This is a genomic window from Yersinia massiliensis CCUG 53443 (assembly GCF_000312485.1).
GTDB lineage: Bacteria > Pseudomonadota > Gammaproteobacteria > Enterobacterales > Enterobacteriaceae > Yersinia > Yersinia massiliensis.
The window spans coordinates 165,740-185,346 of the sequence record NZ_HE997645.1 but is presented as its reverse complement, the minus strand read 5'-3'; the positions used below and the strand labels follow the sequence as shown (position 1 = coordinate 185,346).

Genomic DNA, 19,607 nt, shown 5'->3' with positions numbered 1-19,607 from the left:
ATTGTTGTTATTGTACAGAATGTCGCCACTGCTGACCAGTTACCATTAGCCTCTATTTCGATAGGATGAGAAACATGCCAAATCCGCTTTTTGTTGCGGTTTTTCTTGCGATTATGGCCCCGCTTGCACACGCGCAGTTGTTGACATTTGCTGCGCTAGATATGGCTATCGACAGCGCCATTGAAGACCGGCGCATCGTCGGTACCGTTGTTCTCGTTGCGCATAAGGGGGAAGTCGTCTATCGGCGTGCTGCAGGTTTTGCAGACCGCGAGCAGGAACGGCCAATGTGTGAAGATGCCATTTTCCGCTTGTCGTCGGTGACCAAGCCTATGGTGTCTGCTGCCGCGTTGCGCCTAGTTGAACAGGGGCTCCTAGAGTTGCGGGCCCCTGTGACTCAGTGGTTGCCGGATTTTCAACCCAGCCTGCTGGATGGCCGTAGAGTGACGATCACGAACCACCAGTTGCTTACACATACAGCAGGTCTCAGCTACGGTTTTTTGGAACCGGTAACGGGTCCCTATCGTCGGGCAGGCATCTCTGATGGGCTGGATTCCGGCATCACGCTGGAGAATAATCTGCATCGTATAGCTGGTGTACCGTTGGTTTATGCGCCGGGGGCGGGGTGGCGCTATTCGGTGGCGTTGGACGTACTGGGCGGTGTGGTGAGCGCCGCGACAGGCCTCGATCTGCCTGAGATCATACGACAGCAAGTTACAGCCCCACTCGGCATGGCAGATACAGGATTCAGTGTTACAGATGTTACTCGTTTGGTTACGCCCTATCAGGACGGAATAGGGGGGCCTGTCCGAATGGAACAGCAAACGGACGTCTCTTTTGGAGACGGTCAGATCCGTTTTAACCCCGACAGGGTGTGGGATGTTGAGGCCTATCCGTCCGGTGGGGCTGGGATGTTGGGCTCGGCACCAGACTTCATGAAATTTTTGCTGAGCTTGAGGCCTAGCAGCCAGTCTCGAATTCTGGCACCCGAAACTGTTGCGCTGATGATGAATGACCACGTTGGGCTGCAGGCGCAGACACAGGGACCCGGCTGGGGTTTTGGCTACGGATGGTCGGTGCTTGCTGATCCAAAACTTGGCAATACGCCACAGGGCAAGGGTACCATTCAATGGGGCGGTGTCTATGGCCACAACTGGTTCTTTGATCCATTGCATGACCTTGCCGTTGTCGTCTTCACTAATACGGCGATCGAGGGAATGTCAGGGGAATTTCCCAGAGAAATACGTGATGCGATATATGGCGATCTCCATCGCCTAAATAATGAATAATCCTCCGTTCATTTCATTGGTGAACGTAGCAGTATTAAAGATCCACCCCAACTTTTCCCTGTGAAAGAAACAACACACTGATGGCAAAAGACCCTTTGTGAACGGGATATTTCAATTTGTCCGCAGTCCATTGTATGAAAAATCGTCATGGCAGTATTCCATATAATGACTGTGGTTATATGGGTGAATACGTTACTCTCACTCTTTGTCTCACAAATGAGAAAGGATGAGTTTATGGGGAGGAAGTGTTGAGTACCTTGATGATGTACGCTATGGCGTCGCTAGTGATCACGGTGATCCCGGGGCCGACGATGTTATTGGCCCTGACAAATGGTTTGACGAAAAACAGCAGTGTTATCGGGTTGGGTATTGCTGGGGCCATTTTTTCTGACCTGCTTCTTATCGGTTTGGTTGCTGTCGGGCTTGGGTCATTGCTGGCCGCCTCTGAGATACTCTTTTCTGTGGTCAAATGGATTGGGGTTGGCTATCTTTTTTGGCTGGCGCTTCAACTCTGGCGGTCACCCTCCGGGCTATCGCTTAGCGGGACAAAAAGGGCCCCTCAGCTCTCTGGCTCACAGGCTTTCATGCGTAGTCTGCTTGTTGCCCTGTCCAACCCTAAGGGGGTTCTCTTCTTTTCAGCTTTCCTTCCCCAATTTATTATCATTGACGAACCTCAGTTGAGGCAATATGTGGCCTTCGCGCTGGTCACGGCGACGATTGATATCGTTATCATGTTGTGCTACGCCCTCGGTGGTTTGCAGGCTGCTCGATTGTTGACTGCAGCAGGTCTGCGTAACATCAATCGTTTTTGTGCGGCCTTCATGCTGTTGCTTGCTGGCGGGCTTGCCGTGTACAAAAAACTCTGACGACGTGCGCCGCGTTTACTTTGGCAGGTTAGACAGTTTCTGAATCAGCAAAAGCCAGATAAAATAATGGGTTGCCATTGCACTGGGACATGGGGGATCCTGCCGTGGGACATAGTTCCCGCGGTAAACAATCGTCAATACGGCACTCACTTAACGCTTACGATGAAGCATAATTCTTGTGTCATCATGATTACTCTCAGGCCGCTGAGATTTTTGATTTCTGAATTTTTTTAATTTTCTTTATTGCCATTTTTCGTTTCAATGGTGATAAGTAGTCAATAAATATCTTACCATGCAGATGATCGATTTCATGTTGCATAACGATGGCAGGGTAACCACTATCTTCAATGGTGAAGGCTTCGCCTTTACGGTCTAGAGCGTGAATTTTGACTTTTTGATAACGCTTTATTTGGGCGTAAATTCCTGGCACCGATAAACATCCCTCTTCACTGTCGATACTCCCTTCCTGTTCGATAATGCAAGGGTTAATCATGATCAGAGGTTGATCCCGTGTTTCGGACAAATCGATGATGGCAACCGCTTCATTACGGCCAATTTGTGCGGCTGCTAGCCCAATACCATTGTCGGTTGAATACAAGGTATCCAACATGTCATCAATTAAGTCTTGTATGGCTTCAACGTTTTTAACGGCTTGGTAGGTGACTCGAAGTCTGTCATCTGGTACTTCAATAATTTCTTTAATAGCCATATTCATTTCCTTTTAGGGCCTATCCATATGGTTTAGTAGCATCGTGACCCACGAAGTTTGAAGTACTGACCCTTCCTGATAACTTTTGGTTCGACAACTATCCTGACTTAAGTTTTGCAAAGTCAAATGGACTCACTGCCTCCTCCCTGTTTGCCTCTAGAAAGTTAGCCCACCAGTGCAGCATGAGCCTACGCTCATCCAGAAACTCGGCTTTGTGAATGTACGCTGCCCGAACACCGTTACGTTTTTGGTGGCTCATTTAATACCTGACTGTGCCGCATACCGCATAATGGCGGAGATACATTGTTGCAGGCGGGAGGCAATTTCGTAAATCTCTTTTGCTTCAGTCGCTTTAACAGGAACCAAAAGATCGGGAGTTTTCAGTGAAGTGATATCTCGCGAGCCAATGAATGGAAACACGTGGGTGTCGGCGAGCTTGCAGAGCGAATAATCGAACCTTGTTTGATGAAGAGTCCAAATGCCAGAAAGCAAAAAACCAGCTATTAAGCTGGTTTCTTTAAAAATGGTGCCCGGACTCGGACAACCCGCGCAGCGGTGTTGAACGTCGCTTGCGACGGCCCCGAAGGGGTGAGACCTGCTTGCAGGGCGAATAATCGAACCTTGTTTGATGAAGAGTCCAAATGCTAGAAAGCAAAAAACCAGCTATTAAGCTGGTTTCTTTAAAAATGGTGCCCGGACTCGGAATCGAACCAAGGACACGGGGATTTTCAATCCCCTGCTCTACCGACTGAGCTATCCGGGCAACGGGGCGCATTAAACCGTATTGGCACCAACTCGTCAATGAGTTTCTGATGTAAAGGCGATCGGTTGCTCTATTTTCACGCAAAAGTTGTTAGAAAGGTATCAATTAACTCACTTTTAATCCTGCGAGAAAATGTTTTATCTAATTGATTTATCGATTTTTATTTTTAAGCCTATTAAATAACAATAGCTTAGATATTCACTAAATATGCATTTTTATTGAGCTTCAAGGGTTGAATCAATGGATAAAACATGCAACTATTGCGCAAATTTTAGCATTAGTATTCATGCTTATAGCCCGCAGCATTTCAATCAATCACACAGGAGGCGATCATGGCACTATTAACCCCCCCAATGCATATTGACCGTCTCAAACGTCATTTTTTCTCTCTTCCTTCTGTTAAGCGTCTTATTCCGTCCATGCGGTAAGGCCATCTGTTGCCCACTGTTAGGCATGATTAAAAATAGAGAAAACTCTCTGATTTTAATGATGTTTATTGGTTGGTGCTGAAATCAGTTCACCTATCATTCAAGCTGACATTTCCGTTAGGGAACTGTGCGCGTAAAAACGTCAATTTGCCGGCATTGCATCAGTGACCACCACCATGCGATGTCATGTATAGGCCACATGGCAGCCTCATACCTGACCGTTTGAGAGTAAGTGATATGACATTATTAAAAATAGCAACAAGTGCCCGTCTTGCTTCTTATCTAGAAACTCAGCGTGGAGTGGTATACCTCAATCAAACTGATTTTACGGATGTTGCCGCCGTAGTGATGTCGGTAGAAGACGCGAACGCCGGTATCTTGTCAGCACTGCATGAGCTTGGTTTTGCTATTCCTACTTTTATTGCTGTGATGTCAGAACAGACGGTTTCGGCGGATTACTTGCCGCTGATTAAGGGAGTGATCACGCTTGGGGAAGCCAATAAAGGGTTCTATAACGCACAAATAGAAGCGGCTGCGAGCGAATATCAAAAAAACCTACTTCCGCCTTTTTTCTCGACGTTAAAAAAATACGTTGAAATGAAAAACTCAACCTTTGCGTGCCCAGGGCATCAGGGGGGCGAGTTTTTCCGGAAACATCCCGCAGGGCGTCAATTTTTTGAATTCTATGGTGAGACGATCTTTCGTTCAGATATGTGCAATGCCGATGTCAAATTGGGTGACTTACTTATCCATGAAGGCGCGGCAAAAGACGCCCAAAAATATGCAGCCAAAGTCTTTAATGCCGATAAAACCTATTTCGTGCTGAATGGGACCTCAGCAGCAAACAAAGTGGTCACGAATGCTTTATTGACCCGTGGCGACTTGGTCTTGTTTGACCGCAATAATCATAAATCCAATCATCATGGTGCATTGATTCAAGCGGGGGCGACACCGGTCTATTTGGAAACAGCTCGTAATCCATTTGGTTTTATTGGTGGCATTGATGCCCACTGTTTTGATGAGCGTTATTTACGCCAGCAATTACGGGAAGTTGCACCCGAGCGTGCGGAAGACGTTCGGCCATTTAGACTCGCCATTATTCAGTTAGGCACATATGACGGCACGGTCTATAACGCAAGGCAGGTGATTGATAGTATTGGTCATTTATGTGATTACATTTTATTTGATTCTGCGTGGGTAGGTTACGAACAATTTATTCCAATGATGAAAGATTTCTCGCCATTATTACTGGAATTAACGGAAAATGACCCTGGGATTATTGTGACTCAATCGGTGCACAAGCAGCAGGCAGGCTTTTCCCAGACCTCTCAGGTGCATAAAAAAGATAACCACATTAAAGGGCAAAAACGTCACTGCAATCATAAGCGTTTTAATAATGCGTTTATGTTACATGCATCGACCAGCCCGTTTTACCCATTATTCGCCGCACTGGATGTGAATGCCAAAATACACGCTGGTGACAGCGGCCGCCGTATGTGGATGGATTGCGTTAAGCTGGGCATTGAAACCCGCAAATCACTATTAGAACGCTGCTCAATGCTGCGGCCTTTTATTCCACTGATGGTCGATGGTAAGAATTGGCAAGATTACGACACTGAGATTATTGCCAATGACACTCGTTTCTTTAACTTTGTCCCTAACGAACGTTGGCATGGGTTTGAAGGATATAACCAAGATCAGTACTTGGTGGATCCTTGTAAGTTATTACTGACGACGCCAGGAATTGATGCCAGCACGGGCCAATATACTGAGTTTGGTGTGCCTGCCGCGATATTAGCGACGTTCTTACGTGAAAATGGCATTGTGCCGGAAAAATGCGATCTGAATTCGATCCTATTTTTGTTAACACCCGCAGAAAACCCCGCAAAAATGGCCCATTTGGTCGGGATGTTGGCAGAATTTGAACGTTATATTGAGCAAGATGCATTACTGTGTGATGTTTTACCGACGATATATCGCAAAAATGAAGAGCGCTATCGCGGCTATACTTTGCGCCAGCTATGCCAAGAGATGCATGATTTGTACGTCAGTTTTGATGTTAAGCAGCTACAAAAGGATATGTTCCGTAAAGCCAGCTTCCCGCAGGTTGTCATGAACCCGCAAGATGCCAATATCCAGTTTATCCGCGATAATATCGAGCTAATTCCAATCGCTGAAGCAGAAGGGCGCATTGCTGCGGAAGGGGCACTACCTTATCCGCCGGGCGTGCTGTGTGTCGTTCCGGGGGAAGTATGGGGTGGGGCGGTACAGCGTTACTTCTTGGCTCTCGAAGAAGGGATTAATTTACTGCCGGGCTTTTCCCCAGAATTGCAGGGCGTTTATATCGAAAAAGGTGATGTAGAGTGGCGGCGAATCTTTGGTTACGTCATTACTCAGTAATAAAAAATGGCACAGAGTACTGTGCCATTTTAGTTTTCTTACTCGGACAAGAACGAATCAACGCTAATTACGTCGATAGTTCTTTTGCGCACTGTTTACTTTCACCAGGTACCGGCGAGATTCACTCGATGGATGTTTGGTGGTGAGTGTTTGGAATACATCACCTGGCGCCATACTGTTGATAATGTTTACCGCCTGATTTTTATCACTGTGGAACACCCGTAATACGCTCCCCGCACCACCATTATAAGAGGTGATAACGGCATAACGCCGTGAGGTTGTATTTTGAATACCACCTAGATAGGTATTTTGCAAAATCGACAGATAGGCTGTCCCAGCATCAATATTATTTGCAGGGTCAAAGAGATAACTACGACTTGGCTGGCCGCCTTTCCCTTTCAGCTTGAACACATCTCGCCCAGCTGTATGCTGAACCACTTGCATCAGACCTAATGCATCAGAGCGGCTAACGGCATAGGGGTTGAAGCTCGACTCTGTTTGCATAATCGCGAGTATGAGTGATTCTTCTACACCGTATCGTTCAGAAGATTGCCGTACCAGTGGCAGATATTTATGAGCACGTTTATCCAAATGGTTAGGCACTAATTGCAACGTGACTGACCAGATAACATGCAAGCCTGAGGTGCGTTTTTGCATTCTGGTTTGCAGTAAATAATCAGCAAAATGAGCCGCTCGCCATTCCCAGCGTATCGGTTCACCATTGTTATCCAGTACTTGCCCATAGAGGAAGGGTTCTTTACTGATCTGAATATCGTTAGCATCAGAATAGAGATCGATAGAGCCAGGATCATCACCCATCAATAAGGTGGTGATGATGGCTTGACGCAAATGAGCGGCGGGATCCGTCGTCGCAATCGTTTCAACCGTAATAGTACCGGCATCAAAGTTGATATGGCTGCGGGTTTGATATTGGTCCGTATATTTAACATAATCTTTCGGACCTGCGATTAAGACTTCTTTTAAACCCCAAATATTTTCGATGTTGTGGGCAAATTGCCCCATTAAAATATCAAAACCGTTAGTATCTTTAACAAAGGCGTCGTTGTCTGTTTGATTTTTATTGCCTGAACAAGAAACTAACAATGGTGCAATGACCAGCAAAGCTAAAATTTTCTTCATCTTAAAAGCCATATCTTGATGAGGAATATCCCCGTTACACTTCAAGTCGCCCGTCCATTGGCCGTATTCGCTCACCTCAGCCACTTATAGAGATAAGCGTTCGGTGATTCGCTGTGTTCCGCTTACCTGCCACTCGAATGATTTCAGGGATAACAGCGGGGCCAGTGCTTGGCCCCCCATGGTTATTTACTCGGCGGAGTATAACCTTCAATATGAACGTCCTGCCCCTCGAACAAGAAGTTGACCATCTCTTGCTCCAACAGTTTGCGATCTTCAACATTCATCATGCTCAATTTTTTCTCATTGATGAGCATGGTTTGTTTGGCTATCCATTGTGACCAGGCTTCTTTTGAGATTTCGTTATAAATACGTTTGCCTATTTCACCTGGATACAACTGAAAATCTTGCCCCTCAGCATCCTTCTGTAAAAATGTACAAAAAATCGTTCTGCTCATGCTAAATCCTCGTGTATGACTATCGTCAAATAAAGCAGTTTGGGTAGGCGGCAGTGTTGCCTGTTATTGTCCTGCTAACTCCGTTTTTGCCAACATATGCAGTAAGCGTTCAACAGGGGTAGCCAGTCCTACCGAAGGTGGCTGTGCTAAGTTATACCAGAGACCCGCACCATCATCCATGCATCCTCGGGCTGACGTCACATTCAGCCACATCGGAACAATATCGAGATGGAAATGGCTGAAGGTATGGCGAAAGGCAGTGAGTTGCTGTAAACCGTTGGTGGCAACACCACGCTGCTGCAACCAGTGCTCAAGTTCTTCTTGTTCAGCAAATTGTGGAAAGCAAAACAACCCTCCCCATAAACCGACAGGTGGGCGTTGTTCGAGCCAGACTTGTGCATCATTCTGCATCAACAGAAAATAGGCTGTTTTTTCCGGTATCGTTTGTTTGGGTTTTTTCCCAGGGTAGCGTGACCAGCTATGATTCGCATATGCCATGCAACCCATATTCAACGGGCAAAGTTCGCATTTAGGTTTGGATCTTGTGCAAACAATAGCCCCTAAATCCATCATGGCTTGGTTAAACTTACCGACGCCTTTTGCGGGGGTAACATCTTCACTGATTTGCCACAATCGCCCCTCGACATCCTTTTTACCGGGCCATCCTTCAACAGCATAGCAACGAGCCAGAACACGTTTGACGTTACCATCTAAAATAGGAAAATGCTGGCCTAGTGCGAGTGACAATATTGCACCCGCAGTCGAACGCCCAATACCCGGCAAAGCGAGAATTTCGTCAAAAGTCGTTGGGAATTCACCTTGATGTCGCTCGACAACGGCTTGGGCCGCCTTATGCAAATTTCTGGCGCGAGCGTAATAACCTAACCCGGTCCATAAATGCAGAACTTCATCCAGCGGGGCTGCTGCCAGCGCACGAATATCAGGGAAGCGCAGCATAAAGCGTTGAAAATAGGGAATAACAGTCGCAACCTGCGTCTGTTGCAACATCACCTCGGATAACCAAACTTGATAAGGTGTTTTATCCAACTGCCATGGCAGTGTTTTGCGGCCAAAGCGTTCGTACCAATCAAGTACCGCGTGCGCGAATTGTTGCGCTTGCATCATAAGCAGGTATCAATATCTAGCTGAGAATTTAGGGCTGGATTGCAGCATAGAGTTCATGCGCTGTAAACCCCCTTCGTCCTTGAAACGACAGCGGTGTTAGCTGCACTCGCGCGCCCGAATCACTGACTTGAGTCAGCTCATCGGGATTTGCTCACTGGCTGCCTTGCTGTCGCTCCAATGACTTTGGGGGCCTTCGTACCCGAAATGACAGCGGTGTTAGCTGCACTCGCGCACCCGAATCACTGACTTGAGTCAGCTCATCGGGATTTGCTCACTGGCTGCCTTGCTGTCGCTCCAATGACTTTGAGGGCCTTCAACCTTGAAGCAACAGCGGTGTTAGCTGCGCTCGTGTACCCGAAATCGTGACGTAATTAAGTATATAGAGGATATTTACAGCTTAATTTTGTGCTTATGGCCTCCAGAGTTGATAAACTGGCGTATCTTTGCATAATGCGCATTCATATTAGTAACCAGCAGACAGAAAGCACCATGATAAATGACGTCATATCCCCGGAGTTTGATGAAAACGGCCGCCCGATGCGCCGTATTCGTAGTTTTGTCCGCCGTCAGGGGCGCCTCACCAAGGGTCAACAACTGGCACTGGATAGCTACTGGCCGGTGATGGGCGTGGAATATCAGGTCGCGCCGGTTGACTTAAACGCCTTATTTGGCCGCGAAGCGCCAGTGGTGTTGGAAATTGGCTTCGGTATGGGCACCTCGTTAGTGGCAATGGCAGCCAGCAACCCACAGCAGAATTTTTTGGGGATAGAAGTTCACTCTCCTGGCGTGGGGGCTTGCCTAGGATCCGCGCATGAAGCGGGCCTAAGTAACCTACGGGTTATGTGTCATGACGCCGTTGAAGTTCTGGAGAACATGATCCCAGATGCTTCGCTGGATATGGTTCAGCTCTTTTTCCCTGACCCATGGCACAAAGCGCGCCATAATAAACGTCGTATCGTTCAAACACCTTTTGTTGAACTGGTCAGAAGCAAATTAAAAGTGGGTGGTGTCTTCCATATGGCCACCGACTGGCAACATTACGCGGAACATATGCTGGAAGTGATGTCAGGTGTGAACGAATTCCGTAACCTTTCAGAACAAAATGATTATGTACCTCGGCCGGACTCGCGTCCGCTGACAAAATTTGAATTACGTGGCCAACGTCTGGGACATGGCGTTTGGGATCTGATGTTTGAGAGGAAAGAATAATGGCTAAGAATCGTAGTCGTCGCTTACGTAAGAAAATGCATATCGACGAGTTCCAAGAATTAGGTTTCTCCGTGAAATGGACCTTCCCTGAAGGTACGGGTGTCGATGTCATTGATGAAACTGTCGATGCTTTTATCGATGAAGTCATTGAAGCAAACGGCTTGGCATTTGATGGTAGCGGCTATTTGCAGTGGGAAGGGTTGATTTGCCTGCAAGAGATTGGCCATTGCACCGATGATCATCGTGCATTGGTCACAAAATGGCTGGAAGCGCGTAAATTGAAAAATGTAGAAACCAGTGAACTGTTTGATATCTGGTGGGATTGATCTTCCGTTTTAACGGCAGATAATTGATAAGGGCGCCTAAAGCAGGCGCCTTTGTTTTTATGGGCTGTAATTAGCGGAAACTGTTATCGAGATTATATTGGAGCATCGTGTTGGCAAATGTTCTGGAGGTAGCAACAGTGTTAGATAATGCGTTGCTAGCGGATATATTACAGCAGGTTCGCCCTCTGATTGGCCAAGGGAAAGTGGCCGATTATATTCCCGCATTGGCCGAAGTCTCGGCGGACAAACTGGGTATTGCTGTCTGTACATTGGACGGCAAAGTATTTCAGGCCGGAGACGCGAATGAGCGATTCTCAATTCAATCGATATCGAAAGTATTAAGCCTAACGCTGGCGTTATCGCGTTACGGTGAACAAGATGTATGGCGGCGAGTCGGCAAAGAGCCCTCTGGCCAGCCCTTTAATTCATTGGTCCAATTAGAATTGGAAAAGGGTAAACCGCGTAATCCATTTATCAATCCAGGCGCGCTGGTGGTGTGCGATATGTTGCAAAGTCGACTGAGTGCGCCGAAACAACGGATGCTAGAGGTGGTGCGCCAGTTGGTCAGCGACGATAGTATTAGCTATGATCCCCGCGTCGCCCGCTCCGAGTTTGAACATTCAGATCGTAATGCTGCCATTGCTTACCTGATGAAGTCTTTTGGTAATTTCGATAACGATGTATTGACGGTGCTTCAGACCTATTTCCACTATTGCGCTATGCGGATGAGCTGTACTGAGCTGGCTCGCTGTTTTGTCTATCTGGCGAATCAGGGCCGTAGTATCAGTGGACAAGACCCATTAATTACGCCGATGCAGGCACGGCAAATCAATGCACTGATGATTACCAGTGGCATGTATGATGGAGCAGGTGAATTTGCTTTTCGCGTCGGTATGCCAGGCAAGTCCGGAGTGGGTGGCGGCATTATTGCCATCGTACCCGATGAGCTGTGCATTGCTGTTTGGTCACCTGAATTAGACAACGCAGGGAACTCTCTTGCCGGAACGGCTGCCTTAGAGTTACTGGCACAGCGGATTGGCCGCTCCATTTTTTAAACCGTTTATCGGGAGTCTTATGTTACATAAAATGAAAGCATTACGAACGGCAGGTTTGGCAATATTAATGCTAACGGCTGGACAAGTGCAGGCTGAATACCAGTGCAACGTAAAGCCACAGGATGATGTGATTATCAGCCCGCAATCCGTGCAAATTGTTGGGGCCAGCGGCAATTTGCAGATTTCACCTGACGGCGATGTTATTCGTAACGGCAAAACATTGACGCTGACCGATGCGCAGCGCCAGCAGGCATTCCGCTATCAAACAGCGTTGCGTAAAGACTTACCTTGGATAGATCAAGGTGCACAACAGCGTTTGGAAAAAGCACGCGTCTCCTTAGACAAAGTGATTGTTAAGGAGCTTGGCAGCAACAGTAATGTGCGTAACCGCCTAACTACCCTGAATGATCAGCTTAAACAACAGATGAGCCGTATCATTGAAAAACGCAGTGATGGTTTGACCTTCCACCATCAAGCTATTGATCAGGTAGAGAAAGATGGCCGCCAATTAGTGCAACAAAGTATGGGCGGCGTATTACAAGATAGCTTAAATGAAATGGGCGTTAAGCAAGCGACCAGTGGCGCGGGCAATAACCCATTACAAGCCATCATGGGTAATTTGGGCGGGTTGCAGCAGGCTATCCAGAATGAATGGAATAATCAGGAACAGGACTTCCAGCAGTTTGGCCATGAAGTTTGTAGCCGAGTCACTACGCTAGAACAACAGCGGAAAGATTTACTTAATTCTTTGAACTAATTGTAGATGGGTGGCTACCATCAAAGTAGGCTAAATAAGCTATAGCTGGCAATGTACCCTTTGTCGAGAGGACAAGCAGATCGTAAAGACGCCGTGAATCCATCCTTGGAGGCTCGAGCCGCGCCATCCTTTACTCTTCTGCCTGTCCTCACCGTTCTAGGTCGATCCACCGGTGTTTGTCAGCAGTCTGATAAGCTATTTTAAGTACATCTGAGGGGCGATAACTGCCCTCAGATGTGAATGCTAAACCAGGTATGAATGGTTATAAAAACAGCTCTAACAGCGAGTTAAGGAATAGCTTTCCTTTCTCGGTAATCTGCCAATTCTCTTCTGTTTCAATCAAATACCCTTTCGCTAACGCCTCATCCAATTGCGGCCGGATATGACTTTCAGCTAAACCGGTAAAATGATAGAAATCCGCACGAGGTGCAGCTTCCAGCAAACGAAAACGGTTCATAAAGAATTCAAAAGGCCGATCCGCTGTTTCCACTTCATACTTTTTATCGAGATATTTGCCCTGCATAAAACCACGGGGATGTTTGGTTTTTATTGTGCGCAAAATCCGTCCGTCGCTGAAGGTGATTTTACCGTGAGCGCCACAACCGATCCCCAGATAATCCCCAAAACGCCAGTAATTCAGGTTGTGCTGGCACTGATAGCCCGGTTTGGCATAGGCCGAGGTTTCGTATTGTTGATATCCTGCGGCGCTAAGTAATTGGTGCCCCTGCTGGAAAATATCCCATAGCGCATCGTCATCTGGTAGGACAGGGGGGCGAGAACTAAAACCGGTATTTGGCTCGATAGTCAACTGATACCAAGATAAATGAGGGGGATTGAGCGCAATCGCTTGACGCAAATCATCCAGCGCTTCTTCTAATGTTTGGTCGGGTAAACCATGCATCAAATCAAGATTAAAACTGCGTAGCCCTAATGCTGTTGCTAATGCTGCTGCACGCTTGGCCTCTTCTGGCCCGTGTATCCGGCCAAGACGAACTAACTTTTGCGCGCTAAAGCTTTGCACACCAATTGAAATGCGATTGATACCGGCGCGCTGATAACCGCTAAACCGATCGGCTTCGACTGCGCCGGGGTTGGCTTCCATGGTGATTTCAGCATCAATGGCAACCGGCAATCTGGCGCGTACACCGTCGAGCAACTGTTGCATCGCTTCGGCACTGAGCAAACTGGGCGTGCCACCGCCAATAAAAATAGTGCTGACCTCACGGCCACTCACCAACGGTGCGTCTATATCAAGATCCGCCAATAAGTGCTCGACATATTCCTGATGAGGGACATCACCTTTCAGCGCATGAGAGTTAAAGTCGCAGTAAGGACACTTCTGCACACACCAAGGAATATGAATATAGAGGCTCAGCGGCGGTAACTTAAGCATTGCGTAGCGCATCCAACATTAGCTTTAGGGCTTGGCCGCGATGAGATACCGCATGCTTCTCTTCTCGGGTCAGTTCTGCGGCAGTTTTACCCAATTCTGGGACATAAAAAATAGGGTCATAGCCAAATCCAGCCGCTCCTGCGGGCTGATGGGCAATCACGCCGGGCCATTGGCCGTGGAACACCAATGGCGTAGGATCATCACCATGGCGCATATAAACCAACACGCAATGGAATTGAGCGCTGCGCTGCCCATCGGGAACATCTTTCAGTGTCACCAGTAGCTTATCGAGGTTTTCCTGATCGCTGGCATCAACACCGGCGTAGCGCGCGGAATAAATACCGGGCGCACCACCCAAAGCATCCACAGCCAAACCCGAGTCATCGGCAATTGCGGGTAAACCGGTTTTTTGCGCCGCATGGCGTGCTTTTAAGATGGCATTTTCGATAAATGTTAAGCCGGTTTCTTCAACTGATTCAACGTCCAGTTCTGTTTGCGCGACAACATCTAAGCCGAAATCAGCAAGCAAGGTTGCCAGCTCACGGACTTTCCCGGGATTGCCGGTCGCTAATACTATTTTTTGCATGAATAAATCCTGAATTTTAAGCTGACACTGCTTGCTGATACTCAATAGGATGACAGGGATATATCACTCAAGTAGTGCCGCAACTTCGGGTGGAATTTGTTGCGGATGTATAACTTTAATCTGCTTATGCCGCCCCAATTCGCCTTTCTCGATAATCACCTGACTTTTAGCGACACGGAATTGTTTAGCGATAAATTTGATTAAATGGGCATTGGCTTGCCCATCAACGGGTGGGGCGGTAATGGCGACTTTCAATTCATCGCCATGTAAACCGACAATCTGATCACGGCTCGCTTTGGGCTGAATATATAGCCTGAGTACTAAACCGTCCAGCAGGGATGTCACTGCACTCACAGCATCATCCACAACTCGCCCAGCAAATCCATCCCTAAGAAGTTGATCAGATACAGAATAAGAATAACGACCATCGCTGAGAAATCGATCCCCCCCATGGCGGGTAAGATACGACGAATCGGTGCCATTAACGGCTCAGTGAGCTGATAAAGCAGATAGTCCATTGGGCTACGGCCTTGGCTGACCCAGCTCATCAGTGCGCGAATAATCATGATCCAGAAGATCAAATAACCGGCAGCTTTAAACAGGGCAATCACCCCAAACAACAAGTTATACGGGCTGAGGGATATTGAGCCACTGCCAATCAGTAATAGCAGAGGGAACTTAATGGTCATCAGCAAGTAAGCCAACAATAACGATGCACTGTCGATTGGCCCCAATGACGGGATAATCCGGCGCAATGGGCCGACTATTGGCTGAGTGATTTTCACCACAAACTGTGAAAACGGATTATAGAAGTCGCTGTGAACCCACTGCATCCAGATGCGCAACAGCAGTACCATCACATACAGGTCAATGACCGTTTTGGCCAGAAAAGTCAGCGTTAGCATGAGTTGCTTTCGTCCTTAATATTAGATATTCGCCTACGTTACCGGCCCCTATCTTAACGAGAAAGTGTCAGGGGCGGTGTCGGTTTTTGTAAATTTTTTTGCCGTTAAAACAGCTTTTCCATTTCTTTGGCCCGCACAATAGCCGCTTGCATGGCGGCAGCAACGGTTTCAGCCAAATGTTGCTCGTTAAACACTCGAATAGCTTCCGCTGTGGTTCCGCCTTTGGACGTGACTTGTTGGCGCAAGGTTGAAAGTGGCACTTGTGGATTGGCTTCGACCAAGGCGGTGGCACCAGAGGCCGCTTGCTGCACCAGCAGACGGGCGGTTTCGCTGTCAAAACCTAACTGCTCTGCTTCTCGTTGCATGGCTTCCATAAACAGGAAGAAATAGGCGGGCGCACTGCCTGCGGCAGCAATCACGCTGTTGATGCCGTTTTCATCACTCACCCAGCAAACTTTACCTACAGAGCTCATCAACGCAGTAGTGAAGTCGCGATCTTCCTTGGAAACCTGTTCTGGGGCATATAAGCCGCTCATTCCTTTCCCAACCAGCGATGGCGTATTGGGCATGATGCGCACCAAATTGAGGTTTTCGCCCAATAAGGTATAGAAGCGCGCAACCTGAACGCCCGCAGCAATGGAAAGTACCAGCTTGCCAGTGAAATCGATATTTTCCTGCAATGGCTGGCATACCTCGGCCATTAACTGAGGTTTGACCGCTAAAACGATAACTTCTGCCTTCTGTGCCTCGGCGATATTATTATCGGAACTAATGACACCAAATTCAGCAGCCAGTGCATCACGGTTCTTACCAGAAGGTGCACAAACGCTGATTTTTTTAGCAGGGTAACCACCGGCAACTAAGCCTGCAATGATTGCGCGGGCCATGTTGCCTGCGCCGATGAATGTGATGTAGCGGTGTTGCATTGATTTTCTCCTATACCCTTCGTCCTTGGCGCTGTAGCGGTGTTAGCTGCTCTCACTCACTCGAATCACTGACTGGTGTCAGCTCATCGGGATTCGTTCGTTTACTGCCTTGCTACAACCCCAATGCCTTTGGGTAGCATGTTGGTCCTTGGCGCTGTAGCGGTGTTAGCTGCTCTGACGACAACACCAATGAGTACGGGTAGCGTGTTAGACACTTGAGTATTAACCGCTCTGACGACAGGCTTATGCGCGAGCGCCAAAAATAGCGGTGCCAATACGCACTAATGTACTGCCAGCGGCAATAGCGGCGGGCATATCATCCGTCATACCCATCGAAAGCGTATCCATCTGAGGGTACTGGGCTTTCAAAGTCAAGAACGCCTGATGCATTTGCTCAAATACCGCCAGTTGTTTTTGGTAATCAGTTTCAGGTGCTGGAATAGCCATCAACCCGCGCAAATTCACCTTCGGCAGCTCTCTAATATTGGCCGCCAACGCCGGTAATTCCGCTAAGGTAATCCCAGATTTACTTTGCTCATCGCTGATATTGACTTGAATCAGGACGTTCAAATCAGGCATTTCAGCGGGGCGTTGTGCACTCAAACGCTGAGCGATTTTCAACCTATCGACGGTATGGCACCAAGCAAAATTCTCGGCCACTAACCGGCTTTTATTGGATTGCAGCGGGCCAATAAAGTGCCATTCAAGTGGATGACCTTGGTGCTTATCCGCAAAGTAATGGATCTTATCTACCCCTTCCTGCACATAGTTTTCACCAAAGGCATATTGCCCTGCCGCGAGAGCTTCTTCGATAGCGGTCACAGGTTTGGTTTTACTCACTGCAAGCAAGGTAACTTCTTCTGGAGAGCGTGCGCAATTGCGTGAAATGGTGGCAATTCGTGCTCTGACATCCTGTAGATTCTGCTCAATTGTGCTCATATGGACTCAGGAGTTTGATATGGATTTCACCAGCCTAAATGATAAAAACGAAGGTCCGGATAACCCCGCATATGGCGATGCAACCGCCAGATGCATTAATTTAGAAAATCCCGAACGTGCCAAAAACGGCTTTAACGAACAGGATTTCGCCAATAAAGTGGCGGATAGTGTAAATCATAATGCCTCGGATCTGCACCTTTGTACCGGCCATCATCCGATATTACGTATTGATGGCGAACTAAAAATCTTTTCGCATTGGCCGCAGGTGAATGCGGACTGGATCAATGGGTTGTGTCAGCATTTACTGACTCAAGCACAACAAAACCAGTTACAACAAACAGGGCAGGTTGATTGCGCCTACACCACCGTAGCGGGGCAACGGTTGCGCGCAAATATTTTTCAGCAACGACAAGGGTACTCAATCGCATTCCGGCTTATCCCAAAGACCTGCCCGTCATTGGCTGAACTAGAAGCCCCTGACATTATTCGTGAATTAGCCAAACGAGAAAACGGTTTGATTTTGATTACCGGTGCTACCGGTAGTGGTAAATCCACCACCTTGAACGCGATGATCAAAGCCATTAACGATCAACAAGCTCGCCACATTATCACCCTTGAAGATCCGATTGAGTTTATCCATTGCAGCCAATCTAGTTTGATCCAACAGCGGGAAATGGGGAGTCATACGGATTCTTTCAGTGGAGCATTAAGGGGAGTACTTCGGCAAGATCCCGATATCATTCTATTGGGGGAACTACGTGATCAAGAGACCATTCGGCTTGCGCTGACCGCAGCGGAAACAGGGCATCTAGTGTTAGCGACATTACATGCGCGCACCGCAACTCAGGCCATCGATAGGCTGGTGGATACTTTTCCGGCGGCAGAGAAAACCGTGATACAGGCGCAATTAGCGGCTAGTTTACGTGCTGTTGTCGCGCAGAAATTGTGCCAAAAACCTGGCGGAGGGCGCATTGCACTATTTGAGATCTTGACCCAGACCACAGCAGGCAGTCATTTGATCCGTGAAGGAAAAACCTACCAGCTCCTGACTGTTATCCAATCGGGCGCACAATGGGGAATGCAAACCTTTGAGCAGAGTTTTGCGCAGCGGAAAAAACAAGGCATTTTAGCGACGGTGCATTGAGTGACTCAAAAGAGAGCCGCTAACAGGTAGCGGCTCTCTTTCGAAGATAACGATGGGTACAACGGGAAACTTATGCCGCAGGGATCTGCTGGGTAATGCAGTGAATGTTACCACCGCCGAGCAGAATTTCGCGGGCAGGGACACCGACAATCGCATAGTCAGGGAACATCTGCTGCAATAAGTCCTGCGCCAGCCCGTCAGTGCGGCTATCCAGCAGCGGATAAATTATCTGCTGGTTACTGATCAAGAAGTTGACGTAAGAGCCAGCAAGACGCTCACCCGCAGTACGGGGCACTGCATCGCTTGAAAGCACATCGAAAGTTTCTTCTTCGGTGTTATAGAGCGGGCCGGGCGCAGGTAGCTTCCAAATTTTCAGTTTACGCCCTTTGGCATCGACCGCATTGGACAGCACCTCTAAAGCGGCAACAGAACGTGCGTACTGCGGATCTTGCTGATCGTCGGTCCAATGCAGCGCGACTTCACCCGGACGGATAAAGCAGCACATATTATCGATGTGACCATCAGTTTCATCGTTATAAACACCGTCCTGCAACCAGATGAAATGCGTGACACCCAGATACTCACGCAACAGCTGTTCAATCTGCGCCTGATTTAGATGTGGATTGCGGTTTGGGTTGAGCAAACACTCTGCGGTGGTCAGTAATGTACCTTCGCCATCGGTGTGAATAGAACCACCCTCAAGCACTAACGGCGCACTGTAATGGGCATTTTTCAGGAAATCACTGACCTGAACGGCAACTTTCTCATCTTGTTGCCAGTCGGCATACAGGCCGCCGTTAAGGCCGCCCCAAGCGTTGAATTGCCAATCAACGGCACGGCGATCACCGGCACCATTAATCACCATTGTTGGGCCGGTATCACGCATCCAAGCATCATCGCTAGCCATTTCAACTAGCGTGATATTGGCAGGCATGGTGGCTTTAGCCTGTGCCATAAATTCGGCAGGAACCCCCATAAACACAGGGGTAGCGCGGCTGATGGCCTCAGCTACTTTGGCAAATGTCTGCTGAGCAGGAACGCCTTTGCCACGCCAGTTATCTTGGCGATAGGGCCATAACATCCAGACGGCATCCTGCTTTGCCCATTCGGCTGGCATAAAAAAGCCGTCCTGTTGGGGGGTACCCGTCAGAGCTTGTGACGTTGTGATTGATGAAACCGTATTTTGTACTGACAT

At 48.0% G+C, this 19,607-nt stretch carries 19 protein-coding genes, 1 tRNA gene and 1 pseudogene; 8 read left to right on the top strand and 13 right to left on the bottom strand.

Annotation, left to right across the window (positions count from 1 at the left end; translation table 11 throughout):
* Positions 1 to 74 precede the first annotated feature (74 nt).
* Both BN68_RS13430 and BN68_RS13425 read left to right on the top strand, forming a co-directional pair.
* Positions 75 to 1,286 (top strand): serine hydrolase domain-containing protein, encoded by a 1,212-nt coding sequence (locus BN68_RS13430; RefSeq protein WP_019211671.1) that lies wholly within the window; start codon positions 75 to 77, stop codon positions 1,284 to 1,286.
* Between the two features lie 245 nt (positions 1,287 to 1,531).
* Positions 1,532 to 2,152 carry a LysE family translocator gene (locus BN68_RS13425; protein WP_231294037.1) on the top strand — a complete coding sequence of 207 codons (621 nt, stop codon included), beginning with the start codon at positions 1,532 to 1,534 and terminating at the stop codon, positions 2,150 to 2,152.
* 196 nt (positions 2,153 to 2,348) lie between these two features.
* Here BN68_RS13425 and def read toward each other — a convergent pair whose 3' ends face one another.
* From def to BN68_RS13415, 3 genes and pseudogenes are all read right to left on the bottom strand, one after another.
* Positions 2,349 to 2,861, bottom strand: a complete 513-nt coding sequence (gene def / locus BN68_RS13420; protein ID WP_019211669.1) for a peptide deformylase — start codon at positions 2,859 to 2,861, stop codon at positions 2,349 to 2,351.
* A 261-nt stretch (positions 2,862 to 3,122) separates the two neighbouring features.
* A pseudogene (locus tag BN68_RS24600) lies at positions 3,123 to 3,299 on the bottom strand (phage integrase central domain-containing protein); the annotation flags it as partial.
* Between the two features lie 249 nt (positions 3,300 to 3,548).
* Positions 3,549 to 3,624: transfer RNA gene (locus BN68_RS13415), tRNA-Phe, on the bottom strand.
* A gap of 665 nt (positions 3,625 to 4,289) precedes the next feature.
* On the opposite strand from BN68_RS13415, the gene speF reads away from it, so the two are divergent.
* On the top strand, positions 4,290 to 6,452 hold the full coding sequence (gene speF / locus BN68_RS13410; RefSeq protein WP_019211666.1) for an ornithine decarboxylase SpeF: 2,163 nt from the start codon (positions 4,290 to 4,292) through the stop codon (positions 6,450 to 6,452).
* A 63-nt stretch (positions 6,453 to 6,515) separates the two neighbouring features.
* Here speF and mltC read toward each other — a convergent pair whose 3' ends face one another.
* From mltC to mutY, 3 genes are all read right to left on the bottom strand, one after another.
* The gene (gene mltC / locus BN68_RS13405) at positions 6,516 to 7,592 is read right to left on the bottom strand and encodes a membrane-bound lytic murein transglycosylase MltC (RefSeq protein WP_042806783.1); all 1,077 of its coding nucleotides are present in this window, start codon (positions 7,590 to 7,592) and stop codon (positions 6,516 to 6,518) included.
* Positions 7,593 to 7,774: 182 nt separating this feature from the next.
* Positions 7,775 to 8,047 carry an oxidative damage protection protein gene (locus tag BN68_RS13400; protein ID WP_019211664.1) on the bottom strand — a complete coding sequence of 91 codons (273 nt, stop codon included), beginning with the start codon at positions 8,045 to 8,047 and terminating at the stop codon, positions 7,775 to 7,777.
* Positions 8,048 to 8,110: 63 nt separating this feature from the next.
* Positions 8,111 to 9,172: an A/G-specific adenine glycosylase gene (gene mutY / locus BN68_RS13395; RefSeq protein WP_042806755.1), complete on the bottom strand. Its 1,062-nt coding sequence runs from the start codon at positions 9,170 to 9,172 to the stop codon at positions 8,111 to 8,113.
* Positions 9,173 to 9,661: 489 nt separating this feature from the next.
* Between mutY and trmB the strand changes: the two genes are divergently transcribed.
* The 4 genes from trmB to BN68_RS13375 all read left to right on the top strand — a co-directional run bounded on the left by trmB (position 9,662) and on the right by BN68_RS13375 (position 12,519).
* The gene (gene trmB / locus BN68_RS13390; protein WP_042806782.1) at positions 9,662 to 10,381 is read left to right on the top strand and encodes a tRNA (guanosine(46)-N7)-methyltransferase TrmB; all 720 of its coding nucleotides are present in this window, start codon (positions 9,662 to 9,664) and stop codon (positions 10,379 to 10,381) included.
* Positions 10,381 to 10,707, top strand: coding sequence for a YggL family protein (locus BN68_RS13385; protein ID WP_019211662.1), 327 nt, complete (start codon positions 10,381 to 10,383; stop codon positions 10,705 to 10,707). Before trmB ends, BN68_RS13385 begins: the two co-directional genes overlap by 1 nt.
* 107 nt (positions 10,708 to 10,814) lie before the next feature.
* Positions 10,815 to 11,762, top strand: coding sequence for a glutaminase B (glsB, locus tag BN68_RS13380; protein WP_042806754.1), 948 nt, complete (start codon positions 10,815 to 10,817; stop codon positions 11,760 to 11,762).
* A 19-nt stretch (positions 11,763 to 11,781) separates the two neighbouring features.
* Complete coding sequence (locus BN68_RS13375) at positions 11,782 to 12,519, top strand: YggN family protein (protein WP_019211660.1); 738 nt, start codon at positions 11,782 to 11,784, stop codon at positions 12,517 to 12,519.
* A 262-nt stretch (positions 12,520 to 12,781) separates the two neighbouring features.
* Here BN68_RS13375 and hemW read toward each other — a convergent pair whose 3' ends face one another.
* The 6 genes from hemW to BN68_RS13345 form a co-directional block, all read right to left on the bottom strand.
* Positions 12,782 to 13,912, bottom strand: coding sequence for a radical SAM family heme chaperone HemW (hemW, locus tag BN68_RS13370; RefSeq protein WP_019211659.1), 1,131 nt, complete (start codon positions 13,910 to 13,912; stop codon positions 12,782 to 12,784).
* A complete protein-coding gene (locus tag BN68_RS13365; protein ID WP_019211658.1) occupies positions 13,905 to 14,498 on the bottom strand; it encodes an XTP/dITP diphosphatase in 594 nt (197 codons plus the stop codon). Before BN68_RS13365 ends, hemW begins: the two co-directional genes overlap by 8 nt.
* 63 nt (positions 14,499 to 14,561) lie before the next feature.
* Positions 14,562 to 14,852, bottom strand: a complete 291-nt coding sequence (yggU, locus tag BN68_RS13360; RefSeq protein WP_019211657.1) for a DUF167 family protein YggU — start codon at positions 14,850 to 14,852, stop codon at positions 14,562 to 14,564.
* The gene (locus BN68_RS13355) at positions 14,849 to 15,403 is read right to left on the bottom strand and encodes a YggT family protein (protein WP_019211656.1); all 555 of its coding nucleotides are present in this window, start codon (positions 15,401 to 15,403) and stop codon (positions 14,849 to 14,851) included. Before BN68_RS13355 ends, yggU begins: the two co-directional genes overlap by 4 nt.
* A gap of 104 nt (positions 15,404 to 15,507) precedes the next feature.
* A complete protein-coding gene (gene proC, locus BN68_RS13350; RefSeq protein ID WP_019211655.1) occupies positions 15,508 to 16,329 on the bottom strand; it encodes a pyrroline-5-carboxylate reductase in 822 nt (273 codons plus the stop codon).
* A 243-nt stretch (positions 16,330 to 16,572) separates the two neighbouring features.
* Entirely contained in the window at positions 16,573 to 17,268 is a 696-nt protein-coding gene (locus BN68_RS13345) for a YggS family pyridoxal phosphate-dependent enzyme (protein ID WP_019211654.1), read from the bottom strand.
* A gap of 19 nt (positions 17,269 to 17,287) precedes the next feature.
* On the opposite strand from BN68_RS13345, the gene BN68_RS13340 reads away from it, so the two are divergent.
* Entirely contained in the window at positions 17,288 to 18,412 is a 1,125-nt protein-coding gene (locus BN68_RS13340) for a type IV pilus twitching motility protein PilT (RefSeq protein WP_042806753.1), read from the top strand.
* Positions 18,413 to 18,482: 70 nt separating this feature from the next.
* Here BN68_RS13340 and aguA read toward each other — a convergent pair whose 3' ends face one another.
* Positions 18,483 to 19,607, bottom strand: coding sequence for an agmatine deiminase (aguA, locus tag BN68_RS13335; RefSeq protein WP_019211653.1), 1,125 nt, complete (start codon positions 19,605 to 19,607; stop codon positions 18,483 to 18,485).